Source organism: Streptomyces griseorubiginosus, assembly GCF_017614965.1.
Lineage (GTDB): Bacteria > Actinomycetota > Actinomycetes > Streptomycetales > Streptomycetaceae > Streptomyces > Streptomyces griseorubiginosus_B.
On sequence record NZ_WVUG01000028.1, the window covers coordinates 1 to 22866 of the forward strand.

Consider the following 22866-nt stretch of genomic DNA (forward strand, 5'->3'; position numbering starts at 1 on the left):
CCCCCGACCCCTCCCGCCGACTCTTCGTCTCGCGGGTCCTCGCCACGGCCGCCGCCACGGCCGCCGCCGGGACCGTCGGATACGGCACCTATGGCGTACTGCGCGGCCCGCGCGTGAAGCGCGTCACCGTGCCGCTGGCCAAGCTCCCGCGCGCGGCGCACGGTTACCGCATCGCGGTCGTCAGCGACATCCACCTGGGCCCGGTCCTCGGCCGGGACTTCGCCCAGAAGGTCGTCGACACCGTCAACGCCACCCAGCCGGACATCGTCGCGGTCGTCGGCGACCTGGTGGACGGCAGCGTGAAGAACCTGGGTCCGGCGGCGGCGCCCCTGTCGCGGCTGAACGCGCCCTCCTACTTCGTCACCGGCAACCACGAGTACTTCTCCGGCGCGCGGCAGTGGGTCGAGGAGGTACGGCGGCTCGGTCTGCACCCGCTGGAGAACGCCCGTACGGAACTGCCCTGGTTCGACCTCGCCGGCGTCAACGACCTCGCGTGCGAGAGCGAGGGGCAGGGCCCCGACTTCACCAAGGCGCTCGGCGACCGGGACCCGGCACGCGCGTGCGTGCTCCTCGCCCATCAGCCCGTCCAGATCCACGAGGCCGTCAAGCACGGCGTGGACCTCCAGCTCTCCGGCCACACCCACGGCGGCCAGCTCTGGCCCGGCAACCTCATCGCGGCGGCCGCCAATCCGACCGTCGCGGGCCTGGACCGGTACGGCGACACCCAGCTCTACGTCAGCCGTGGCGCCGGTGCCTGGGGACCCCCGACGCGCGTGGGAGCGCCGTCCGACATCACGGTGATCGAACTGGCCTCCACGCGCGCGTGACGGACGGCGGAGCCGGATGGAACCCGTCCTGCGCGGACCCTGTGCACAAGCTGTGAAACCTGGCTGAAACCCCTTGCGGTAAGTTCTTTCTCAACTCGACAAATCCCTCTTCCCCCGGTTGAAACCTCTGTGATTAGGTGAGCCGCGCCACCAGGGGAGTGGCATGTGTGGGGTGGGGCCCGCGGAGGCCCGGAGAGGGCATACCGATGCGTTCCGTGCGCATGCGGATTCTCGCGACGCTGCTCGTACTGGCGGGCGTGGGAGTCGGCGGCTGGCAGATGCTGCCGTCGCAGGAGGACAAGGGCAAGACCATCACGGTCGGTACGACGGACGCCGTCACGGCGCTCGACCCGGCCGGCGCCTACGACGCGGGTTCCTGGGCCCTGTTCAGCAACGTCTTCCAGTCACTGCTGACCTTCGACCCGGGCGGCACCGCGCCGGTCCCGGACGCGGCGCAGAGCTGTGACTTCGTGGGCAGCGCCCTGACGACGTACCGCTGCACGCTGCGCCAGGGGCTGACCTTCCCCAGCGGCCGCTCGATGACCGCCGAGGACGTCAAGTACTCCTTCGACCGCGTCAAGGCGATCAAGTCCGAGGTCGGCCCGGTCTCCCTGCTGAGCACGCTGAAGTCGGTGGACGCCGACGGCCTGACCGTCACCTTCCATCTGTCCTCGCCCGACGCCACCTTCCCGTTCAAGGTCGCCACCGGCGCCGGCTCGATCGTCGACAGCCACAAGTACCCGAAGACCCGGCTGCGCACCGACCCCGGCGCCGACGGCACCGGACCGTACGAGCTGACGTCGTACCAGAAGAACAAGAAGGCGGTGCTCACGCCCAACGGCCACTACAAGGGGGCCGAGAAGAGCGCGGCGCGCCCCGTCGACCTGCTCTACTACACCAACTCCGACGCCCTGGAGAAGGCCTGGAAGGCCAAGGACGTCGACGTCGCCACCCGGCAGCTGCCGCCCAAGGTGCTGTCCGGTCTGTCGCCCAGCGACCCCGATCAGCGGCTCTCCGAGTCCGAGAGCTCCGAGACCCGCAACCTCTACCTCAACACCCGTGCGGGCTCGCCCCTGCACAGCGTCCTGGTCCGCCGGGCGATGGCCTGGCTGATCAACCGCGAGCAGCTGGCCGCCACGGTGTACGAGGGCACCGTCGACCCGCTGTACTCGCTGATCCCGACCGGTATCACCGGCCACACCACGTCGTTCTTCGACGCCTACCCCAAGCCCGACGCCAAGGCCGCGCAGGCCCTGCTCAGTGAGGCGGGCGTCAAGACGCCGGTACGTTTCACCTACGGCTACGCCGTCAACCGCGGCTCCTCCCAGGAGGAGGCCGAGGCCATCAAGAAGCAGCTGGAGGCGAGCGGCCTGTTCAAGGTCACGCTCAAGGGCTACGAGTGGACCGACTTCCAGGAGCACTGGGCGACCGGAAAGCTCGACGCGTACGCCGTCGGCTGGGTCGCCGACTACCCGGACCCGGACACCTTCGGAGCCCCGCTCGTCGGCACGGACGGCACCATGAACACCGGCTACAGCAGCAGGGCCGTCGACCGGCTGATCCAGGACAGCCAGCAGTTCGCCGACCGCGGTGACGCCGCCTCCGACTTCAGCGCCCTGCAGCAGGACATCGCCCGCGACGTGCCGGTGATCCCGCTGTGGCAGGGCAAGGAGTACGTGCTCAGCACCGAGGACGTCGGCGGCAGCCAGTACCTGGACGACGGGACCGGAGTGTTCCGCTTGTGGAGCCTGAACTGGATCTGACCCGATCTCACAGGCTGGGACATTCGCCCCCGCGACGCAGGGCATCCTCCCCACGCAGGACGGTGTGACGGAGGTGTGGGCGGGGTGAGGAGCAAACGTGTTGAGACGCAACTCCTTCCGGCTGCCCCGGCACCCGGCCTCCGTGGGCCTGGCGCGGCGCCGGGTGCGGGACCATCTCGCCGACTGGGGACACGGCCCGGACGACCCGGCGCTGACGGACGCGCTGCTGCTGGTGTCCGAGCTGGCCACCAACGTCGTACGCCACGGACCGCTCAGAGAGCGTGAGTTCGAGGTCGCGGTGACCGCCCTCGCCGACGGGTCCTGTCTCATCGAGGTGTCCGACGAGGGTCAACTCGAGCCGCGCCTGCGGGTGGTGGGGGAGTGGGAGGAGACCGGCCGCGGACTGCACCTGGTGGAGGCCGTCGCGGCGGCCTGGGGTGTGTGGACCCGGGGACGGCACGGCAAGACCGTCTGGGCCCTGGTGCTGTCCGCCACGTGAGACCGGCTTCCGGCCCGACGGCCGTTACGACACCGCCGCCGCCCTCCGCGCCGGCAGGGTGACCGTCACCGCGAGCCCCTCGCCCGGCGCCGTACGCACCGCCACCTCGCCGCCGTGCGCCTGCACGACCCCCTGCACGATCGCCAGGCCCAGCCCGCTGCCCGCGCCCCCGCCCGCCCGGAAGAACCGGTCGAAGACCCGCGCCGCGTCCTTCTCGCACAGCCCGGGACCCTCGTCCGCGACACTCAGCCGTACGACCCCGTCCTCACGCTCCACGCCGAGCCGCACGGGAACCTCGGTCGGCGTGTGCGTGCGGACGTTGCCCACCAGGTTGCCGAGCACCTGTCTCAGCCCCGACTCGTCGGCGCTCACCAGCACAGAGCCGTCGGCCGCCACCTCGATGGGCCGCTCCGGCTGCTGCACCCGCAGGTCCTCGGCCGCGTCCCGCACCAGGCGGCTGACGTCGACGTTGCGGAAGCGCAGCTCGGGCTGCTGGTCCAGACGGGCCAGCGTGAGCAGCTCGTCCACCAGGCGCCCCATGCGGTCGGTCTCCGCCAGCACCCGCTCCCAGACCCGCTTGCGTTCGTCCGGATCGCTCAGCATCCCCTTGTCGTACAGCTGCAGATAGCCGCGTATCGCCGACAGTGGGGTGCGCAGCTCGTGCGAGGCGTCCGCGACGAAGCGGCGCAGCTGGGCCGCGCTGTGCTCGCGCGTGCGGTACGCCGACTCCACCTGGTGCAGCATCGAGTTGAGGGCCAACCGCAGCTGCTCGACCTCCTGCGTGGGATGTTCGCTGGAGGGCACGCGCCGGGTCAGATCGCCCTCGGCGATCGCCGAGGAGGTCTCCACCATGTCCTCCAGCGGCCGCATCCGGCGGTGGACGCTGAGCATCGTCAGGCAGCACAGGAGCGTGAGCAGCAGTGTCCCGACGGCCAGGTCGAGTTTGAGGGCCTTGCCGATGCCCCGGTGCAGGGCCTCGGTCGAGGTGGCGAGCAGGACGTACGTGCCGTCGGCGAGACGGGTGGCGGTCGCGCGGTAGGTGGCGCCGTTCACCGTGACCTCGTGCGGTGCGGGGTCCTTCTCCAGGGCGCGCGGGTCGGGCACGGCGGCGGCGAGGCCCCGCTGGGCGGTGGTCGGGGCGGTGCCGAAGACACTCAGGGGCCTGGACCGGGCGTCGACGGCGGTGTAGATCGACTCCGGCCGCGGCTGCTCGTCCGTACCGACGAGCCGGTCCCGGGCCAGGGCGAGGGCGCCCAGCGAGTCCACCTGCCGCAGGGTGAGCTGCGAACTGCCCAGTGACGCGCGCGTCTTGGTCAGCCCGGAGTCGATCTGGCCGATCAGATAGTGCCGCATGCCCATCAGGCTGACCGCCGTCGCCGCGACGATGCCGAGCGCGAGCAGGGCGACGTTCGCCAGAGTCAGCTTGGCGCGCAGCGAGTGGATGCCGCGGCGGCGGCCGAGCCTCTCCCCGAGCCTCATGCCAGCCCGTATCCGACGCCACGCCGCGTGGTGATCACCGGCGGCCCCAGGGCGTCCAGCTTGCGCCGCAGATAGCTGATGTAGGTCTCCACGACGGTCGACTCCTGCGGGGTGTGCTCGTACTGCCAGACGTGCCGCAGCAGTTGCTCCTTGGGCACGATCCGGCCGCCGTTGCGGACCAGGAAGCGCAGGAGCGCGTACTCGGTGGGGGTCAGTTCCACGCTGCGGCCCGCGCGGTGCACGCTGTACGTCGTCTCGTCCAGCTCCAGGTCGCCGTAGCGCAGTGGCGGCCGCTGCGGCAGGACGTCCGCCGGGCGGGTGCGGCGCAGCACCGCCGTGATGCGGGCGACCACCTCGTCGATGTTGAACGGCTTGGTGATGTAGTCGTCGCCGAAGCCGAGGGCGCCGACGACCTCGGCCGGCGAGTCGCGTGCGGTGAGGAAGACGAGCGCCAGGTCCGGCCGCTCGGCGCGCAGTTCACGCCCGAGGACCCGCCCGTCCCCGTCCGGCAGCATGACGTCGAGCAGCGCCACGTCCGCCCGGGTGCGCTCGGCGAGCGCGCGGGCCTCGCGGACGGTGCCCGCGACCATCACCTCGAAGCGGTGGTAGCGCAGGGCGATGGCGAGGACGTCCGCGATGCTCGGCTCGTCCTCCACCACCAGCACGGTGCCTGGAGCCGTCGTCATGCCCCCAGTATCGAACGGGCCACTGACAGCGGGGTCCGGAACGCTCTTTGGAGTTCCTTGAGAGTCATGGCGGGTTCCCTCCGCGCGCGAGCGGCACCGCCAATCCTGGTGCCAGGACCTGGGGGACCGACCGACGACCGACTAAGGAGCTTTGATCGTGGCGGCATTGGCACGGTGGTGCTATCAGCACCGGCTGGTGGTCCTGTTGCTGTGGGTGGGGGCACTGTTCGGCCTGGGCTTCTCGGCGTCCACGGCGGGGACGAACTACGCGAACGTCTTCTCCCTCCCCGACACGGACTCCAAGAGCGCGTACGACCTGATGCAGAAGGCCTTCCCGACCACCTCGGGCGACACCGACACCGTGGTGTGGAAGGTCGACCAGGGCTCGGTGCGGGACAAGGCGGTCCAGGACCGGATCCAGCCCGCCCTTGACAAGATCGCGAAGATGCCCGGGGTCGGCGCGGTGACCAGCCCCTACACCGGTCCCCGAGGGGCGGCGCAGATCAGCCGTGACGGCACGATCGCCTACGCCCAGCTGACCTTCGCCAAGCAGGCCAACGAGGTGTCCGAGGACGTCATCCACGACGTCGTCGACACCGCGCACGGCGCCGCGCGAGAGGGACTCAAGGTCGAGCTGGGCGGACAGGCGATCCAGCGCGTCGAGCAGCCGCCGCAGGGCCTGTCGGAGATGGTCGGCATCGTCGCGGCGGCCCTCGTGCTGTTCCTGGCCTTCGGCTCGTTCTTCGCGATGCTGCTGCCGATCGCCATCGCGATCTTCGGGGTGGGCATGGGCCTGTTCTCCACCCAGCTGCTCAGCCACAGCACCGACATCCCCGACATCGCCCCGCTGCTCGCCTCCCTGATCGGCCTCGGTGTCGGCATCGACTACGCGCTGTTCATCGTCACCCGGCACCGGCGCGGCATCCTGCGCGGCCTGGACCCCGAGGAGTCGGCGGTCACGGCCCTCAACACCTCAGGCCGGGCCGTGCTGTTCGCGGGCGGTACGGTCTGCATCGCGCTGGCCGGCATGCTCGTGACGCGGCTGCGCTTCCTGGACGGCGTCGTCGTCGCCACGTCCCTCACGGTCGTGCTCAGCGTCCTGGCGGCCACGACCCTGCTCCCGGCCCTGCTGGGCTTCCTGGGCCCGCGGGTGCTCAGCCGCCGCCAGCGGCGCAGGCTCGCCGCCGAGGGCCCCGAGCCGGAGCGGGCCAGCGGTCTCGCCGCCCGCTGGTCGGTGAACGTCGAGAAGCGTCCCCGCAGGATCGCCGCGCTCGCCCTCGTCGTCATGGCCGTCCTCGCCATCCCCGTGCTGTCGCTGCGCCTCGGCGCCACCGACCAGGGCAACGACGACGCGTCCACGACCACCCGCAAGGCCTACGACCTGCTCGCCGAGGGCTTCGGTCCCGGCTTCAACGGCCCCCTCCAGGTCGTCACCAAGAGCGGTGACACGTCCGCGCTGGTCAAGGGGATCGAGTCGACGCCCGACGTGGCCCGGGTCGCGCCCTTCCCGCCCGTCAAGGGCGTCACGGTGATCCAGGTCGTCCCGAAGACCTCACCGCAGTCCAAGGAGACGGACGACCTGATCGACACCCTGCGCGAGAAGGTGATCCCGCAGGCGGGGGCGGAAGCGCACGTGGGCGGTGTGACCGCGATCTCCAAGGACTTCGCGTCGGTCACCGGCGACCGTCTGCCGCTGTTCATCGGGACCATCATCGGCCTGGGCTTCCTGCTGCTGCTGATCGCCTTCCGCTCCCTGGTGGTCCCGCTGACGGCGGCCCTGATGAACCTGATCGCCGCGGCGGCCTCCTTCGGCATCCTCGTCGCGGTCTTCCAGTGGGGCTGGGGCCTGGACCTGCTGGGCCTCGGCAAGGAGGGCCCGATCAACGCGTTCCTCCCGGTCATCATGCTCTCGCTGCTCTTCGGCCTGTCGATGGACTACCAGGTGTTCCTGGTGAGCCGGATGCACGAGGAGTGGGTCCACACGCGCGACAACGCGCGCGCGGTGCGGGTCGGTCTGGCGGAGACCAGCCGGGTCATCAACTCCGCGGCCCTGATCATGGTCTGCGTGTTCCTGGCCTTCGTCCTGAGCGGCAACTCGGGAGCGGCGATGGCGGGCGTCGGCCTGGCCGCCGCGGTCGCCCTGGACGCGTTCATCCTGCGTACGGCACTGGTGCCGGCGGCGATGCACCTGCTCGGGACGTCCAACTGGTGGCTGCCGGGCTGGCTCGACAAGCGGCTGCCGCATCTCGCGGTCGAGCCGAAGGAGGAGGCGCTGGAGTCACCGGCGGCCGACGAGGGCCCCGCCTCCGTGATCCACGGTTTCATCCGGACGGTGGACGGCGACCCGGTGGACGGCGCCTCCGTGACGCTGCTGTCGAAGGGCGGGCGTCAACTGGACCGGGTGACGTCCCTGGCGGACGGCTCGTACATCCTGTCGGTACCGGGTCCGGGCGCCTATCTGCTGGCGGCGACGGCTCCGACGTACGGGTCACGGGCGGCGCACGTGGTGGTGGCCGAGGGGCCGCTGGTGTACGACGTGGAGCTGGCCGAGGGCGAGGTGGACGCGGTCAACTAGCCTTCTTCTGCGCGGCCTTGAGGATCTCGTCCACGTCGAGGGTGACCTTGGCGCCGATCGACTCGGGCAGCGTGACGGTCTCGCCGGGGGAGTACGGGCGGTGGTGCTCGTACTTCTCCCCGGCGGGGTCGGTGAGCACGTGCAGGCGCTGGTGTTTGCGGTCGACGATGACGTAGACCGGAACCTCCGCCTTGGCGTAGGCGACGGCCTTCGTCTTCAGGTCGTCCTTCCAGTTGCTGGAGGTGACCTCCAGGACCAGGCGGAAGCAGACCGGGTCGTAGGCGTTGTTCTCGACGAAGTGGTCGTCGATGTCGGCGTCCACGATCACGAGGTCGGGAATGGCGTAGTCCTCGTCCCCGGTGGGCAGCCAGAGGCCGACGTTCTGGAGGACCTCCGTGCCCTCGTCGTCCAGCCCAGCGGCGATGAAGGGCCGCATGAGCTTGGTCAGGGCGCGGGCGTGAGGGGCATCCGGTGAAGGGGTCACGAGGAGATGTCCTCCGATGATCTCGACGCGGTAGCCCGGATGGCGCTCCATGATCTCGTCGGCGATGGCCGTCAGCGAGAACGGCTCGTCGTCGTCGAAGGGCTGCTCGACGGATGCAGCGGACATCGCGTGCCTCCTAGGGGCTGGTGTCGAGAGCATCATCGTAGGCAGGTGGGGACCCGAACGTCCCGTTCAGCCCTCATTCACCCGATCGTGGATCATGACCGTCCACCGCCCCCGGCTGCGGCAGCACCTTCGTCATCCCCGGCAGAAAGTCCGTGAACAGCTCGTGCACCTCCCGCACCAGCGGCCGCAGCACCCGGAACCGGGCCAGGGACACACCGCGGGCCGTCAGCCGGGCCCCCCGCTCGGCCAGCCGGTAGCTGCGCTCCCGCCCCTGAGTGCGATCGAAGATCCAGTACAGGACCACGCCCATCTGGGAGAGCCACATCAACTCAGGCAGGACGTCCCGGAGTTCGTCCGGAACCTTGGTCCTCGTGGCGCCCGCGAGGACCTCGCGGTGAACCGAGATCGCCTCCTCGCGCGCGTGCTCCGACTCCTCGGAGAAGGGGCTGAGCGGGCTGTCGGGATCGGCCGCGTTCTTGAAGAACTGGACGGCGAACTCGTGGTACGGAGTCGCGATGTCCAGCCAGGCCTTCAGGACGCCCGCCAGCCGCGCCTCGAGGTCGGTCTCCCGGGCCAGGATCTCCCGGACCGCCACCTGGTGCTCGGCGGCGATCCGGTCGTAGAAGCCCTGGATGAGATGTTCCTTGCCGGCGAAGTAGTAGTAGGCGTTGCCGACGGAGACCCCGGCCTCCTGGGCGATGGCCCGCATCGTCGTCCTGTCGTAGCCCCGCTCCTGGAACAGCTGCATCGCGGTCTCCAGGATCAGCGCACGGGTCTGCTCGGACTTGCTGCCGTCGTTCTTCGCTGACACGCACGAGAGCCTACGGGGTGACGCGCCCGTCCTTTCGGTCCGCGTCCCTGCTCAGGGGCGGCGGCCCAGCTCCGGGCGCTTGCCGTAGTCCGTGAACCCGATGACGTTGCCCCAGGGGTCGGCGATCTCGACGGTCCAGCCGGTGGCCACCGGGAAGGGCTCGTCGAGCGGCGCGATGCCCGCCTCGGCCAGACAGGCGGCCGCCTTCGCCACGGGCACGTACTCGAACCGTTTCGCGGGGCACGTCCTGCGCCAGCACCAGTTCAACTCCCTCGCAGCGATCCGGGGTTGGCGCAACAAGCTGCGGCTGGCCGTCGACGACGAGGCACCGCCCGCGACCCGTGAGCTGTCCCGCTGGGGACTGCGTGCCGAGTACTGGATCGAGGGCGACGGCGGCGAGCAGTTCGAGGAGATCACCGAGTCCGGCAGCTTCCTGCGACTGCGCACCGACCAGGTCCGCTTCTATCCGATCGACGCTCCGCAGAACTGGGCGCACTGCTACGGCGGCGAGTACCGCATGGAACGCAGAGGCGGCACCGGCCCCGTGGACCCGCTGCCCCTCGCCGGCATCCCACCCCTCGTGCTGTCCGAGGTCCTGCGCGACGTCGACCTGTTCGTCGGTGTGGCCAGCGTCGGCAACGACCCGACCTGGCAGGACGGCGGCCCCGGCGGCCGCTTCCGCGCCTACTGGTCGGGCTACGGCTTCGGCGAGCTGGGCCAGAGCGCCGAGACCCGGCGGGCGCTGCTGGAGCGGTTGATACCCCGGCTCGCGATAGCCGACCGGTGCGTCATCGAGGGCCGCTTCCTGCACGTGAAGGGCGAGCGCCACACGTACAAGATCCACCTCGGCTCGGGCAACATCCTCATGACCCCGAACGACCAGTACCTGTGCATCGTCCCGAAGGCGGGCGCGGGAGCCCCGCAGACCGGCTACGTGCCCTACGAGGGCGACCGCATGCTCGGGGTCATTCTCAGCAAGGCGATGCTGCTGGCCGAGGACACGAGGATCACCGACCCGACGATCCTCAGCCAGCTGTGAGGGTCACATGCTGCTGAGCGACCGGGCGTAGTTGATCTGCCCCATGACCGCGGGGAAGGTGTGCGGGCCGAGGGCCGGGACCATCGTCGAGTGGTGCCGGCCCGCGCTGGTCACGGTGACCTGGATGAAGCCGGTGGTCTTCTTCTCCTTCATCAGGAGGAAGAACAAACCGAGCAGACAGAAGATGAAGAAGATGATCGCGAGCACGATGGCGACCGTCGGGATCTTCTCCTCGGTGTGCGACATGTCGGTGGCGTTCCACACCGCGCCGCGCAGCGGCATGGTGCCGGCGGGCGTGATGATCTGGTCGCCCATCACCGTGATGTCCCCGATGGCCAGCACCGGCGCGCCGCCCATGGGGGCCGGCGCACCCGGCTGCTGCGGGAACCCGTAGGCCGGAGTGCCGGGTTGTCCGGGGTATCCGTACGCAGGCGCGGCAGGCTGCTGCGGATAGCCGTAACCGGGCGCGGAGTTCGGGTAGCCGTACCCCGGCGGAGGCGTCGTCGGAGGTTGCGCGGGCGGCTTGTCCGGCCCCCACTCAGCCGCCCCACCCTGATACGGATTCGGCTCGGTCATGCTCGTCCCCCGTCTTCCAGCCGTGCCCGATCGGACGGCCCCCCAGCGCCTCATCTTGCCAGCAGGCCCGCTCCAGCCGCCACTTGGTCGCTGAGACGCCGGTGCCGGGGATGGGCGGGCGGCGACCGGATGCCTTGCGGCGCTGGCCGGGCCTCCTTCCCGCTCACGGGACGCCGCGCTCCATACTGAACAGCGCTCAGGGGTGCACGGGAAGGGCGGGCAAGGTGCGACGGGTGCTGTCGGTGCACTTCGCGCCGTGCGCGCTGTTCGTTACCGGAGTGCTCGCGCTTGTGCGGGCGCGGAGTTTCTCGGGACGAAGCGACTGGGACGCCGTGTGGCCGCAGCGACCGGCGGCGGCGATCGGGTTGCTGATCACGGTCGTTGGCTGCGCCGCCCTGCTCGGTCTGCTGCTTCAGCCGTTTCAGGTTCGTGCCGTACGGGCGCTCGAGGGGTACTGGGATCGCTGGCGGATCACGGCGGGGCTGGCCGGACTGCTCGCACGACTGCAACGCCGGCGGTGGCGCGCCCTGCGGCGACGCGTCGAGCGGGGCGGGACCGGAGAAACCGAACGTCGGATGCAGGCGGACGCGCGCCGTCGTCTCGCCGCGCGCCCGCCGGTCGAGGCTCTCCTGCCCACCGCCCTCGGGAACGCTTTGCGTGCGGGCGAGTTGAGCGCCGGCGAGCGCTACGGCCTGGCCACGCTGGCTTCCTGGCCGCGGATCCATCCCCAGGTCTCGGGTCGCCTTGCCGAGGCACTGAGCTCGACGCGGGACGCGCTCGACACGGCGGTCAACCTGAGTTGGTCCCTCTTCGCGCTCAGCGCCACCGGCAGCGTGGCCCTGTACGACGAGCCGTCCGCGTGGTGGCTGTGCGGGGGCGCTGTGTTGCTTGCCGGTGTGGCGTACAAGGGCGCTGTCATCGTTGCGGAGTCCTACTCGGGCCTGATGCACGTGGTCTACGACCTGCACCGCTTCGACCTTGCGGAGGCCCTGCACCACAGGCTCCCCGGCGACCACGAGGAAGAACTCGAGCTGTTCGTTCGGATGTCGGATCTTTTCACCGGGCGAGGCGGCCTCGACGTACGGTACGACCATGGTGACGCCGGCGGCGGAGCCCGGCGGGACGACCGTGGCGCTGGGCTCTAACAGGGCCTTCTGGCCCTCCACAGTTTCTCCAGTGCCTGATCCGCGATGTGCTCTCCCCGGCAGAGGACCACGGGCGGCAGTTCTCGATAGTCGCAGTTCACCGCGTTGTGCGTGACGGTGAGCCCACGGGGGTCGGGGAACACTGTGCCCTCGGGGACACCGCATGGTGGGACGCTGTTCAGCCACGCCGTCAGTTCGGCCGCCGTGTAGGACGCGGTGTAGTCGGCGGTGACACCGGTGGGGATGGCCACGCGGCAACCAGGGCAGGTGGGGTGGTCCGTCGGCCAGGGGAATCCCGGCAGTTCGAATTCGGTGATCATCGTCAGCTCCCTCTGTTGAAGACTCGGCGGCGACGGAGAATGGTTCGACCTACCCGGCTTACGAGGGAATCCGGGGTCGCTTGGAAATAGAGGCTCCCGATCCAGACACCGTCCAGGACGGTTGCCACCAATGTGACGACGGCCGCACTCAGGCGCCACGCGGTCTGCGTCGCGCAAGCCGGAGGGACGAGCGCTGCGGCTATTCCCAGCCCCAGGAGCAAGGTGCCCAGGTTGAAACACCACACTGCTTTGCGGGCGTATCTCTTCCAGGTGGCCTGGTCGTCCACCTGCTGGGGGTACAGCCAGGCCTTGTTGTTTTCGACGTAGGTTTCCGACAGCCAGTCGACGAGGTCCGCATGCGAATAGAGATACAACCGCGAGTGATAACTGAGCTGAATACTCGCGATCAATGTGAGAGCCGCGACCACGAGCAGCAGAAGGATGGGCCCGGGCCAGCGGAAGTGGTCCTCGGCTCCGCCGACGACGCCCGCCAGGGAAAGCGCCGCCGCGGTCAGGAGCGGGGCGGCGATGAAGAGCGCCATCGCGTCGGCCGGGCCGTATCCGAGGGGAATCGGCGCCTTCCAGGGTTTCCGCGCTCCCGGCAGGGGCGGTCTGAACTCCTCCGTCACACCGTTCCCCTCCTGAAGAGCCCCAGGGACAAGTGATTCGGAGTGTGACGGCGGAATGACCGCTTCAGTAGCAGCCCGAATCAGCCAAAAAAACTGAGGGCCCTGTTTCCGAAGTGGTGGAAACAGGGCCCTGAGGTGGGGACTCGGAAGATCAGAAGCGACGGGTGATCAGTGCTCGCTTCACTTCCTGGATCGCCTTGGTGACCTCGATGCCACGGGGGCAGGCGTCCGTGCAGTTGAAGGTGGTGCGGCAGCGCCAGACGCCGTCGCGGTCGTTGAGGATCTCCAGGCGCTGCTCGCCCGCCTCGTCACGTGAGTCGAAGATGAAGCGGTGCGCGTTGACGATGGCGGCCGGACCGAAGTACTGGCCGTCGTTCCAGAAGACCGGGCAGGACGAGGTGCACGCGGCGCAGAGGATGCACTTCGTGGTGTCGTCGAAGCGCTCGCGGTCCTCCGCCGTCTGCAGCCGCTCGCGCGTGGGCTCGTTCGTGTCCTTCGTGATGAGGAAGGGCATGACGTCCCGGTACGCCTGGAAGAACGGCTCCATGTCCACGACCAGGTCCTTCAGGACCGTGAGGCCCTTGATGGGCTCGACCGTGATCGGCTTCTCGGGGTTGATGTCCTTGATGAGGGTCTTGCAGGCAAGACGGTTCTTGCCGTTGATCCGCATCGCGTCCGAACCGCAGATGCCGTGCGCGCAGGAGCGGCGGAAGGTCAGCGTGCCGTCGACGTCCCACTTGATCTTGTGGAGGCCGTCGAGGACGCGCTCCTTCGGGTCGATCTCCAGCTGGAAGTCTTCCCAGACCGCCTCGGCCGAGACCTCCGGGTTGAAGCGGCGGATCCGGAAGGTGACCGTGATGTAGGGGGAGTCGGCGAAGCCGGGCTCGGGGGCCGCGTCCGCCTTCTCCAGGGTCGGAGTTGCCATCAGTACTTACGCTCCATCGGCTGGTAGCGGGTCTGGACGACCGGCTTGTAGTCCAGGCGCACGGTCTCGGTGCCGTCGTCGCCCACCTCGCGGTACGCCATGGTGTGGCGCATGAAGTTGACGTCGTCGCGGTTCGGGTAGTCCTCGCGGTAGTGACCGCCGCGGGACTCCTTGCGGGCCAGCGCGGAGACCGCCATGACCTCGGCCAGCTCCAGCAGGTTGCCCAGCTCGATGGCCTCCAGCAGGTCGGTGTTGAACCGCTTGCCCTTGTCCTGGATCGCGACGTTCTTGTAGCGCTCGCGCAGCTCGGCGATCTTCTCGACGGCCGTCTTGATCGTCTGCTCGGTGCGGAACACCATGACGTTGGCGTCCATGGTCTCCTGCAGCTCACGGCGGAGCACGGAGACCCGCTCGGTGCCCGTCGAGGTGCGCAGCTGCTCGATCGTCGAGACCACGAGCTCGGCCGGGTTCTCCGGCAGCTCGACGAAGTCGGCCTTCTGGCTGTACTCCGCCGCCGCGATACCGGCCCGGCGGCCGAACACGTTGATGTCCAGCAGGGAGTTGGTGCCGAGGCGGTTGGCGCCGTGCACGGACACGCAGGCGACCTCGCCGGCCGCGTACAGGCCGGGGACGACCGTCGTGTTGTCCGCCAGGACCTCACCCTCGACGTTCGTCGGGATGCCGCCCATCGCGTAGTGCGCGGTGGGCTGGATCGGGATCGGGTCCGTGTACGGCTCGATGCCCAGGTAGGTGCGCGCGAACTCGGTGATGTCCGGAAGCTTGGCGTCCAGCTGCTCCGGCGGCAGGTGCGTGAGGTCGAGGTAGACGTGGTCGCCCTCGGGACCGCAGCCGCGGCCCTCGCGGATCTCCGTGTAGATCGACCTCGACACCACGTCTCGCGATGCCAGGTCCTTCATCACCGGCGCGTACTTCTCCATGAAGCGCTCGCCGTCCTTGTTGCGCAGGATGCCGCCCTCACCACGGGCGCCCTCCGTCAGCAGGATGCCCATGCGCCAGATGCCGGTCGGGTGGAACTGGAAGAACTCCATGTCCTCCAGCGGCAGCCCGCGACGGTAGACGGCGGCCTGGCCGTCACCGGTCAGGGTGTGCGCGTTGGACGTCACCTTGAAGAACTTGCCGCAGCCGCCGGACGCGTAGATCACGGCCTTCGCCTGGAAGACGTGGATCTCGCCGGTCGCCAGCTCGTACGCCACGACACCGGCGGACTTCTTGACGCCGTCGACCTCGGTGATCAGCTGGTCCAGGACGTAGAACTCGTTGAAGAACTCCACGCCCTCCTTCACGCAGTTCTGGTACAGCGTCTGCAGGATCATGTGGCCGGTGCGGTCGGCCGCGTAGCAGGACCGGCGGACCGGCGCCTCACCGTGGTTGCGGCTGTGCCCGCCGAAGCGGCGCTGGTCGATCGTGCCGTCCGGGGTGCGGTTGAACGGCAGGCCCATCTTCTCCAGGTCGAGGACCGAGTCGATGGCCTCCTTCGCCAGGATCTCGGCGGCGTCCTGGTCGACCAGGTAGTCACCGCCCTTGACCGTGTCGAAGGTGTGCCACTCCCAGTTGTCCTCCTCCACGTTCGCCAGCGCGGCGGCCATGCCGCCCTGCGCGGCGCCCGTGTGGGAGCGGGTGGGGTAGAGCTTGGTCAGCACGGCGGTGCGGCTGCGCTTGGTGGACTCGATGGCCGCGCGCATGCCCGCGCCACCGGCGCCGACGATGACGGTGTCGTACTTGTGGATCTTCATGATTCTCGCAGCCCCGTGCCTAGCGGATGTTCGGGTCGAAGGTGAAGATCACCAGCGTGCCCAGCAGGATGGTGAACACCGTGGCGGTGTAGAGCAGGCCCTTGAGCCACAGCCGGGTGTTCGCGCGCTCCGCGTAGTCGTTGATGACCGTGCGCAGGCCGTTGGCGCCGTGCAGCATCGCGAGCCAGAGCATCAGCAGGTCCCAGACCTGCCAGAAGGGGCTCGCCCAGCGGCCGGCCACGAAGGCGAAGCCGACCTTCGACACGCCGCCGTCGAGCACGAGCTGGATCAGCAGGTGGCCGAGGACCAGGACGACCAGCACGATGCCGGACAGGCGCATGAAGAGCCAGCCGTACATCTCGAAGTTGCCCCGGGTGGACTTGGGGGTCTTCTTGGTGCGCTTGCGCGGGGCCTCGATGAACGGTGCCGGGTTGTCGACGTTGTAGAGGGACTCGCCCTCGACCGGGCCGACGCCGGAGGGGGTGGATTCGGTGGTGGCCATCGGTGTCAGCTCCCGAACAGTTCACGAGCGGCGTGGCCGAGGACGGGGTAGATCGCCCCGATCATCAGCACGACCCAGATGCCCACGACGGACCAGAGCATCTGCTTCTGGTAGCGCGGGCCCTTCGACCAGAAGTCGACGGCGATGACGCGCAGGCCGTTGAGCGCGTGGAAGAGGATGGCGGCGACGAGGCCGTACTCCAGCAGTCCCACGATCGGGGTCTTGTACGTGGCTACGACCTTGTCGTAGTCCTCGGGTGACACACGGACGAGAGCGGTGTCCAGCACGTGAACGAACAGGAAGAAGAAGATGAGGACGCCGGTGACTCGGTGAGCCACCCAGGACCACATTCCTTCCCGGCCGCGGTACAGCGTTCCAGCCGGCACGGAAGTCCCTCCGGGAGCGGGGATTGGGGCCGCGCCGGCTTGTGCTGTCGGTCGGGCCCGGCCGGGTACGGTCCACCGGCCCCCAGCATCGTATCCACCCCTGCCTGCGGCGCTTACGCCGGGCCTACCGGTGTGATCAAAGTGGCACGCGGATGGGTGAGCTTCGCGGCTTCTGGGGTGGGGAGTCCCGTTATGTGCCGGGTGCCGGTTCGTTGTGCCTGGTCGCGCTCCTGAGCATGCCGGACAACCGTTCTTTCGCCAGGCGCCGGAGTTCCTCCGCCGCTACCACCCGCTCGTCCTCCGGATCGTTCGTCAAACGTGACCGGATGGCTGCCAGTACGTGGTCCAGTACCTGGCCCGGAGGCAGACCGTCCACGCAGATCACGAAGGCATGGCCGAATTTCGTCTCGTATGCGGCTTGTGCCGCCCTCATCGCGGTATGGGCGGCTGAGTACGTGCCGTCGGGTAGCGTGGGGAGGGTCTCGGCGGCCAGGGCTTCCGAGAGGTCCGCCGGGCTCAGGTCGTACGCCGCCTCGTCGGAGGCGGCCAGCAGCGCGGCGATGTCCGGGTAGGGGCGGTGGTCCGCCACCCGGTGGGCCCAGCGGAGGCTGCGGAGACAGTCCAGGAGGAGCTTGCGGGCGTCGTCGGCCGGGGCCGTGTTGAAGGCGTCCAGGAGGGTGGGCAGCGTCGGTATGGCCGCTCGGCCGGGAAGGTGTGTGGGCGTCACGTGTGTTTCGGCAGGGGAAGCTGTGAGAGGTGTGACGTCACGTTATCGAGAGTGGGCGTGACGTGTCCGACGGATGCCCGAATTTCACCCGCAGGGGAGAGTTTCGGAACGCTTGGTGGACCCCCGCGTCCGCCCGGGAGTCTTAGGTTGGCGGAGTGAGTCAGCACAGGCGGCGTCGGCGGCCGGCGCGGAACGTGAAGCCAGGGATCGTGATCGGAGCGGCGCTCGCCGTGACGGTCGGGGCCGGAGTGAGCTTCGGACTGTGGGCCTCCGGGGGCGACGACAGCGCGCCTGCCGCGTCCGCGCGGGAGCAGGCGCAGAAGTCCGGCGGCGGCTCGGACCCCACGTCCACCGCGCCGCGCGCGGGCACCCCGACACCGAGCCCGACCCGCTCGTACCCCCTCTCGCAGGCCCCGCAGACCATTCCCGCCGTGCGCTCGCACACCCCGGCGCGCGGACCCGGCTGGCGCCCCGCACGCGGTGAGCGCGTGGTGGTGGGCGATCCGCGGCTGGCGGACGAGGGCCGGCTGATCGCCTCCGAGCTGGGGCTGACGTACGCCGGTGAGAAGAACGACGTGAAGGCCGGGGACGTGCGGCTGGCGCTGGGCGGCGGCCAGGGCGCGAATCCGGAGTCGTACGTCATGACCGTGCGCGGCGGGCGGGTGAGCATCAGCGGGCCCGCCGACTCCGGGGTGTTCTACGGCACGCGCACGCTGAAGCAGGAGGTGCACGGCGGCCGTACGGCGCCCGAGGGTGTCGTCCGCGACCAGCCGGCCAAGCCGGTGCGCGGGTTCATGCTGGACATCGCGCGCAAGAACTTCACCGCGCGGTGGATCGAGGACCGGGTGCGGGAGCTCGGTGACCTGAAGTTCAACCAGCTGGGCCTGCACTTCTCCGACGACCAGGGCTTCCGGATCGAGTCCAGCAGCCATCCCGAGGTCGTCTCGCAGCCGCATCTGACCAAGGCCGAGGTGCAGCGGATCGTCGCGCTCGCGGCCTCGCGGCACATCACCGTGGTGCCCGAGATCGACTCGCCGGGACATCTGGGAGCGGTGATCGCCGCCCACCCGGATCTGCAGCTGCGCAACGTCCGGGGCGTGCCCGTGCGCGGCGCGGTCGACATCTCCAAGCCCGCCGCGGCGAAGATCGTCGACGATCTGCTGAACGAGTACGCCGGTCTCTTCCCCGGCGACCAGTGGAACCTCGGCGGTGACGAGTACCAGGCGCTCGTCGTGTCCGACCCGCAGGCGTCCTTCCCGCAGCTGGCCACCGCCGCCCGGGACAAGTACGGCTCCGGCGCGACCGTCTCCGACCTGACCACCGGGTGGCTCAACGACCGCGCGGACACGATCCGCGCCCACCACCGCACGATGCGCGCCTGGAACGACGGCTTCCTCCGCGGCACGTCGGTGCAGCCCGCCAAGGACCTCCAGGTCGGGTACTGGACCGGCAAGGAGTACGGGGCCCGTCAGCCGGTCGAGTATCTGAGCGCGGGCCGGAAGGTCGTCAACTACAACGACGAGTACCTGTACTACGTGCTCGGACAGCCCAACAACTTCGTCTACCCGACCGGGCAGCGCATCTACGAGCAGTGGACCCCGCTCGTGGTGCGCGGCACCACGGCGGTTCCCTCGCGGTACGACGGGCAGATCCTCGGCGGTTCCTTCGCCGTGTGGTGCGACCTGTCGAACTCGCAGACCCAGGACCAGGTCGCGGCCGGCATCCGGATGCCACTGCGGGCCACGGTCCAGAAGCTGTGGGATCCGGGGCGGCCCGCGCTGTCGTGGACGGGGTTCAAGGCGCTGGCCGCCCGGCTGGGTTGACGCCGGCTCTCTTCTCCCGTAGGGCTGCGGGCATGGGCTACTGGGGGTACTACGTCGTCGGGCGCCACGAGCGGCCGCTCGCCGGGCTGGAGGCGCTGGCCGGCGCCAAGGACGGCATGGAGCTGCGGGCCGAGGCGCCCGGCGGCTGGCAGGTGTGGGAGTACCCGAGCGAGGACGGCGAACTCGGGAACATGAACGTCCTCGCCGCTCAGACCGGCGCGCCGGCGCTCTTCGGGTACGTCATGGACAGCGCGTCGGTGGTCGTGGAGGCGGCGGCGCCGGAGAGCGGCGCTTGGACCACGTGTCTGGCGCGGGCCGCGATGGCCGGGTACCTCGGCGCCGGGAACGAGGGGCTGACCCTCGAGGACTACTTCCTGGAACCCCGCGACGCGGCCGAGCGGGCCGTCGCCTGGGCCGCGGAGGCCGGGCGCGAGGTGACGGCGGAGCCGCTGGTCGAGGTCCTGACCGCGGAGCCCGATCCGTTGGCGGAAAATCTCTTCTTCCGGCTGCTGGACCGGCTCGGCGTGGTGCCCCTGTGACACTCACGGGCCGTCGCGCGCAGTAAGGGGAAGTGCGGGCTCCGTTAAGGAAGGGCCCGCTGAAGGCCCGGTGGAGCCTCGCAGGGGCCCGCGGAGGGAGGCGTGGATGAGCCTGGTGGAACTGATCGCTCAGGCCGACGAACGCGGACTGGCCGCCAGCGGGCTGGCTTGTTTGGATCGCTGCGTGCCGCTGCTGGGCGGCGACGACGAGGTGCTGCGGCCGCTGTGGGGGAGCCTGTCCGACGCCGGGGACGACGCGGAGTGGGGGACGCTGCTGGAGCAGGTGCGGGGCAAGCTGGCCGGGGCGGAGGAGTACGCCGGGTCCGTCGAGGACGAGGCGGCGCTGCTGGCTCGGCGGATGCTGGCCGCCGCGCCGGCGGAGCGGTCGGGCGGGGAGATGCGGGTGTGGGCCGACGGGTGTTCGGTCGCCGCGCTGCAGATACACCGGCTGCTGGACCCGCTCGCCGACGGTGCCTCCTCGGTCGACTCCCGGCGGGAGGGGCTGACGGAGGGGATGTCGCCGCTGGTGGCGGCGGAGCTACGGCGGCAGACGACCGTTCTGGAACTGCTCGCCGGGCACGGCCCCGCCGGGCTGCGGCGGGCGCTGGAGGTGTCGGTGGAGGGGCGCCGGGTGCTGCGGGCCGTCGTCTCGCGGCGGGCGCGGACGCACCGGGGACCCTCAGCGCAGTAGGCACTTCACCACCGCGTCCCCGTACTCCGTCGTGCGGGCGTAGAAGGCGGCGAGGTCGCGGTGGGCCGCCGCGAACAGGGCGTGCAGCTCCGGTTCGGCGTCGGGGCCGCCGTAGTCGGCCAGCAGGTCGTCCCTCGCCTTCTGCCAGAGGGACTCGAAGTCCGTCGCCTGCAGGAACGTGCTGACCCGGGCCACCTGGGCCGCCGTCAGCAGCAGGAACGGGGGCACCGAGGTGCCGCCGAGGACCACGTCGGCCGCCGGGCCGTAGAGGGCGTGCTGGTCCAGGTACGTCGTGTCCAGCACCTCCTCACGGTGGCGGTCCATACGTTCGCGCACGGTGTCCCAGTCGTCCTCGAACAGCCGCTGCAACCAGTTCGCGCTGTTGCGCAGCGCCGAGGGCGGCACCGCGCGGAGATGGAAGTACAGGCTCATCAGTGAGAGGAGCGCACGGAACGGGCGAAGCGTCACTCCCGGTCAAAACGCGCAGCTGAGGGGTTCCTGTGACCGTGGTGGGGCGGAGCTGGGGCGGTCCTGCGCCGGTCCCGGGGAAGGCCCCGATTTCGTGTGACACACGGCACGCCCGGACCGCTCATGGCTGTGTGACTACCTTCCAGGAGACCAGGCCGAACGCGGCGGCGAAGCCCGTGCGGTGGGCGGCGGACGCGGTGGCGGCGATGCGGGAGGGGGCGCGGCTGCGCCTCGACTACTCCGCACAGAGCCTGTGGCGCGTCGACCGCCTGATCGACGAGATGCGCCGGGACGCGCCGCCGTACGCCGCCGTGGAGCGGGTGCTGCGCGGCTTCGGGGCGTACGCGGGTGAGGTGATCGTCCGTCAGACCGGTGCCGAGTGGTGGGCGAGCGGGGGCGAGCACTGGCTGCGCACGCCGGACGGGCGGCTGTGGGACCCGGTCGACGAGGCCCGGCGGTGCTTCCTCGGTGACGGGTCGCTGCGCTTGCTGTGCCGGGAGGCGGGGGCAGGGTCGCGGTAAGGGGCGGGAGCAAAATCGCCGTAATAAGAGACGCGGCCGTTCCCAAACGGGTGTGACGCGGAGCACGATGGGGGCATGGCTGACAACCGTCGTTGGTGGGCCCTCGTCGTCATCGCGCTCGCCCAGTTGATGGTCGTCCTCGACATGACCATCGTGAACATCGCCCTGCCGTCCGCCCAGTCCGCGCTGCACATGTCGGACGGGAACCGGCAATGGGTCATCACCGCGTACACGCTGGCCTTCGGTGGGCTGCTGCTGCTCGGCGGCCGGGTCTCCGACCTGGTCGGCCGGAAGACGACCTTCGTCATCGGGCTGCTCGGCTTCGCCGCCGCCTCCGCGCTCGGCGGTGCCGCCGCGAACTCCGGGATGCTGTTCGGCGCGCGTGCCCTGCAGGGCGTCTTCGCCGCGCTGCTCGCCCCGTCCGCGCTGTCGCTGCTGGCCACGACCTTCACCGACCCCAAGGACCGCGGGAAGGCGTTCGGCATCTTCGGCGCGATCATCGGCGCCGGTGCCGCGGTGGGCCTGCTCGCGGGCGGCTTCCTGACCCAGTACCTGAACTGGCGCTGGTGCCTCTACGTCAACGTGCCCATCGCCCTGATCGCCTTCTTCGGCGCCATGGCCCTGCTGGAGTCCGGCGTCCGCCACCCCGGCGCCCGGCTGGACGTGCCGGGCGCGTTGCTCGGGTCGGCCGGGATGCTCTCGCTCGTGTACGGCTTCTCCGAGGCGGAGTCCAGGGGCTGGAGCGACGGCCTGGTGCTGACGCTGCTCGCCGCCGGGGTCGCCCTGCTCGCGGTGTTCGGATGGTGGCAGACACGGGCGCGCGTGCCGCTGCTGCCGATGTCGGTGGTGAAGGACCGGCAGCGGGTCGGGGCGTTCCTGACCGTGCTGCTGACCACCATCGGCATGTTCGGGGTCTTCCTGTTCCTCACCTACTACATGCAGGGCATCCTCGGATACTCGCCGGTCAAGACGGGCCTCGCCTATCTGCCCATCACCGTCGGCATGATCACCGGCTCCACGCAGGTCGCCGCCCGGCTGCTGAACCGGGTGCCGCCCCGGGCACTGATGGTGCCGGGGCTGCTGGTGGCCGCGGGCGCGCTGGCGATCATCGCGCAGGTGGGCGTGGAGCCCGCCTACGCCTCGCACATCCTGCCCGCGATGCTGATGCTGGGCCTCGGCATGGGCACGGCGATGATGACGTCCGTGTCGCTGGCCACCGGAAGCGTCGCGCCGCGCGACTCGGGCGCGGCCTCCGCGACCTTCAACACCGCGCAGCAGGTGGGCGGTTCGATCGGTACGGCGCTGCTGAACACCATCGCCGCGACCGTGACCGCGCGCTATCTGACCGCGCACGCGGGACCCGGGGTGAACCGGCGGCAGCTCGCGGCCGAGGCCACCGTGCACGGCTTCAACGTCGCCACCTGGTGGGCGATGGGGGCGCTGCTGCTGGCCGCGCTGATCGCCGGGGTGGTCGTGAACGCGGACCGGGCGCCCACTCCGCAAGCCGCGCAGGAGAGGACGCCCGAACCGGTCGACACAGCCATGTGACGTACTGCTCGATGTGCACGACC

Annotated in this window: 23 protein-coding genes and 2 pseudogenes; 11 read left to right on the forward strand and 14 right to left on the reverse strand. The window is 70.1% G+C overall.

Translation table 11 applies throughout. The features are described from left to right. From GRC12_RS08295 to GRC12_RS08305, 3 genes are all read left to right on the forward strand, one after another. Positions 1–827, forward strand: an 827-nt coding sequence (locus tag GRC12_RS08295; RefSeq protein ID WP_208778527.1) for a metallophosphoesterase, incomplete at its 5' end; no start/stop codon positions are given. Positions 828–1033: 206 nt separating this feature from the next. Continuing rightward, the gene (locus GRC12_RS08300) at positions 1034–2590 is read left to right on the forward strand and encodes an ABC transporter substrate-binding protein (protein WP_208778528.1); all 1557 of its coding nucleotides are present in this window, start codon (positions 1034–1036) and stop codon (positions 2588–2590) included. Between the two features lie 97 nt (positions 2591–2687). Then, positions 2688–3089 (forward strand): ATP-binding protein, encoded by a 402-nt coding sequence (locus GRC12_RS08305; protein ID WP_208778529.1) that lies wholly within the window; start codon positions 2688–2690, stop codon positions 3087–3089. 24 nt (positions 3090–3113) lie between these two features. Here the strand turns inward: GRC12_RS08305 and GRC12_RS08310 are convergent, their stop codons facing one another. Both GRC12_RS08310 and GRC12_RS08315 read right to left on the reverse strand, forming a co-directional pair. Further along, positions 3114–4568 (reverse strand): sensor histidine kinase, encoded by a 1455-nt coding sequence (locus GRC12_RS08310; protein WP_208778530.1) that lies wholly within the window; start codon positions 4566–4568, stop codon positions 3114–3116. After that, positions 4565–5254 (reverse strand): response regulator transcription factor, encoded by a 690-nt coding sequence (locus tag GRC12_RS08315; RefSeq protein WP_208778531.1) that lies wholly within the window; start codon positions 5252–5254, stop codon positions 4565–4567. The genes GRC12_RS08310 and GRC12_RS08315 overlap by 4 nt, the downstream gene beginning before the upstream one ends. Before the next feature lie 166 nt (positions 5255–5420). Between GRC12_RS08315 and GRC12_RS08320 the strand changes: the two genes are divergently transcribed. Continuing rightward, on the forward strand, positions 5421–7829 hold the full coding sequence (locus tag GRC12_RS08320; protein ID WP_208778562.1) for an MMPL family transporter: 2409 nt from the start codon (positions 5421–5423) through the stop codon (positions 7827–7829). Here the strand turns inward: GRC12_RS08320 and GRC12_RS08325 are convergent. The 3 genes and pseudogenes from GRC12_RS08325 to GRC12_RS08335 all read right to left on the reverse strand — a co-directional run. After that, positions 7822–8439 (reverse strand): Uma2 family endonuclease, encoded by a 618-nt coding sequence (locus GRC12_RS08325; protein ID WP_208778532.1) that lies wholly within the window; start codon positions 8437–8439, stop codon positions 7822–7824. The two genes, GRC12_RS08320 and GRC12_RS08325, sit on opposite strands and share 8 nt — an antisense overlap. A 73-nt stretch (positions 8440–8512) precedes the next feature. Next, a complete protein-coding gene (locus tag GRC12_RS08330; RefSeq protein ID WP_208778533.1) occupies positions 8513–9250 on the reverse strand; it encodes a TetR/AcrR family transcriptional regulator in 738 nt (245 codons plus the stop codon). A 51-nt stretch (positions 9251–9301) separates the two neighbouring features. Further along, positions 9302–9469: pseudogene (locus tag GRC12_RS08335) on the reverse strand (VOC family protein); the annotation flags it as partial. Between GRC12_RS08335 and GRC12_RS08340 the strand changes: the two are divergent. Next, positions 9459–10289 (forward strand): annotated as a pseudogene (locus tag GRC12_RS08340) (DUF7737 domain-containing protein); the annotation flags it as partial. The pseudogenes GRC12_RS08335 and GRC12_RS08340 sit on opposite strands and share 11 nt — an antisense overlap. 3 nt (positions 10290–10292) lie before the next feature. On the opposite strand, the gene GRC12_RS08345 reads toward GRC12_RS08340, so the two are convergent. Next, positions 10293–10865, reverse strand: a complete 573-nt coding sequence (locus GRC12_RS08345) for a hypothetical protein (RefSeq protein WP_208778534.1) — start codon at positions 10863–10865, stop codon at positions 10293–10295. A gap of 233 nt (positions 10866–11098) precedes the next feature. Here GRC12_RS08345 and GRC12_RS08350 point away from each other — a divergent pair, with 233 nt between their 5' ends. Continuing rightward, the gene (locus tag GRC12_RS08350) at positions 11099–12010 is read left to right on the forward strand and encodes a hypothetical protein (RefSeq protein ID WP_308286498.1); all 912 of its coding nucleotides are present in this window, start codon (positions 11099–11101) and stop codon (positions 12008–12010) included. On the opposite strand, the gene GRC12_RS08355 is transcribed toward GRC12_RS08350, so the two are convergent. The 7 genes from GRC12_RS08355 to GRC12_RS08385 all read right to left on the reverse strand — a co-directional run bounded on the left by GRC12_RS08355 (position 12007) and on the right by GRC12_RS08385 (position 17253). Beyond that, the gene (locus GRC12_RS08355; RefSeq protein ID WP_208778536.1) at positions 12007–12330 is read right to left on the reverse strand and encodes a hypothetical protein; all 324 of its coding nucleotides are present in this window, start codon (positions 12328–12330) and stop codon (positions 12007–12009) included. The two genes, GRC12_RS08350 and GRC12_RS08355, sit on opposite strands and share 4 nt — an antisense overlap. Positions 12331–12332: 2 nt before the next feature. Then, positions 12333–12959, reverse strand: coding sequence for a hypothetical protein (locus GRC12_RS08360; protein WP_208778537.1), 627 nt, complete (start codon positions 12957–12959; stop codon positions 12333–12335). A 151-nt stretch (positions 12960–13110) separates the two neighbouring features. After that, complete coding sequence (locus GRC12_RS08365) at positions 13111–13884, reverse strand: succinate dehydrogenase iron-sulfur subunit (protein ID WP_133043133.1); 774 nt, start codon at positions 13882–13884, stop codon at positions 13111–13113. Then, positions 13884–15638 carry a succinate dehydrogenase flavoprotein subunit gene (gene sdhA, locus GRC12_RS08370; RefSeq protein ID WP_208778538.1) on the reverse strand — a complete coding sequence of 585 codons (1755 nt, stop codon included), beginning with the start codon at positions 15636–15638 and terminating at the stop codon, positions 13884–13886. Before sdhA ends, GRC12_RS08365 begins: the two co-directional genes overlap by 1 nt. A 19-nt stretch (positions 15639–15657) precedes the next feature. Next, on the reverse strand, positions 15658–16140 hold the full coding sequence (locus GRC12_RS08375; protein WP_208778539.1) for a succinate dehydrogenase hydrophobic membrane anchor subunit: 483 nt from the start codon (positions 16138–16140) through the stop codon (positions 15658–15660). Positions 16141–16145: 5 nt separating this feature from the next. After that, a complete protein-coding gene (sdhC, locus tag GRC12_RS08380; protein WP_133043130.1) occupies positions 16146–16526 on the reverse strand; it encodes a succinate dehydrogenase, cytochrome b556 subunit in 381 nt (126 codons plus the stop codon). A gap of 190 nt (positions 16527–16716) precedes the next feature. After that, positions 16717–17253 carry a 2-oxo-4-hydroxy-4-carboxy-5-ureidoimidazoline decarboxylase gene (locus GRC12_RS08385; protein ID WP_208778540.1) on the reverse strand — a complete coding sequence of 179 codons (537 nt, stop codon included), beginning with the start codon at positions 17251–17253 and terminating at the stop codon, positions 16717–16719. Positions 17254–17462: 209 nt separating this feature from the next. On the opposite strand from GRC12_RS08385, the gene GRC12_RS08390 reads away from it, so the two are divergent. The 3 genes from GRC12_RS08390 (at position 17463) to GRC12_RS08400 (ending at position 20306) form a co-directional block, all read left to right on the forward strand. Next, complete coding sequence (locus GRC12_RS08390) at positions 17463–19076, forward strand: family 20 glycosylhydrolase (RefSeq protein WP_439959874.1); 1614 nt, start codon at positions 17463–17465, stop codon at positions 19074–19076. A gap of 32 nt (positions 19077–19108) precedes the next feature. Then, a complete protein-coding gene (locus tag GRC12_RS08395; protein ID WP_208778541.1) occupies positions 19109–19615 on the forward strand; it encodes a hypothetical protein in 507 nt (168 codons plus the stop codon). A 106-nt stretch (positions 19616–19721) separates the two neighbouring features. Next, positions 19722–20306 (forward strand): hypothetical protein, encoded by a 585-nt coding sequence (locus tag GRC12_RS08400; RefSeq protein ID WP_208778542.1) that lies wholly within the window; start codon positions 19722–19724, stop codon positions 20304–20306. Here the strand turns inward: GRC12_RS08400 and GRC12_RS08405 are convergent. Beyond that, on the reverse strand, positions 20295–20738 hold the full coding sequence (locus tag GRC12_RS08405; protein ID WP_208778543.1) for a DUF1877 family protein: 444 nt from the start codon (positions 20736–20738) through the stop codon (positions 20295–20297). The two genes, GRC12_RS08400 and GRC12_RS08405, sit on opposite strands and share 12 nt — an antisense overlap. Positions 20739–20905: 167 nt before the next feature. On the opposite strand from GRC12_RS08405, the gene GRC12_RS08410 reads away from it, so the two are divergent. Both GRC12_RS08410 and GRC12_RS08415 read left to right on the forward strand, forming a co-directional pair. Next, on the forward strand, positions 20906–21295 hold the full coding sequence (locus GRC12_RS08410) for a hypothetical protein (protein WP_208778544.1): 390 nt from the start codon (positions 20906–20908) through the stop codon (positions 21293–21295). A 75-nt stretch (positions 21296–21370) separates the two neighbouring features. Beyond that, a complete protein-coding gene (locus GRC12_RS08415; protein WP_208778545.1) occupies positions 21371–22843 on the forward strand; it encodes an MFS transporter in 1473 nt (490 codons plus the stop codon). Positions 22844–22866: the final 23 nt, after the last annotated feature.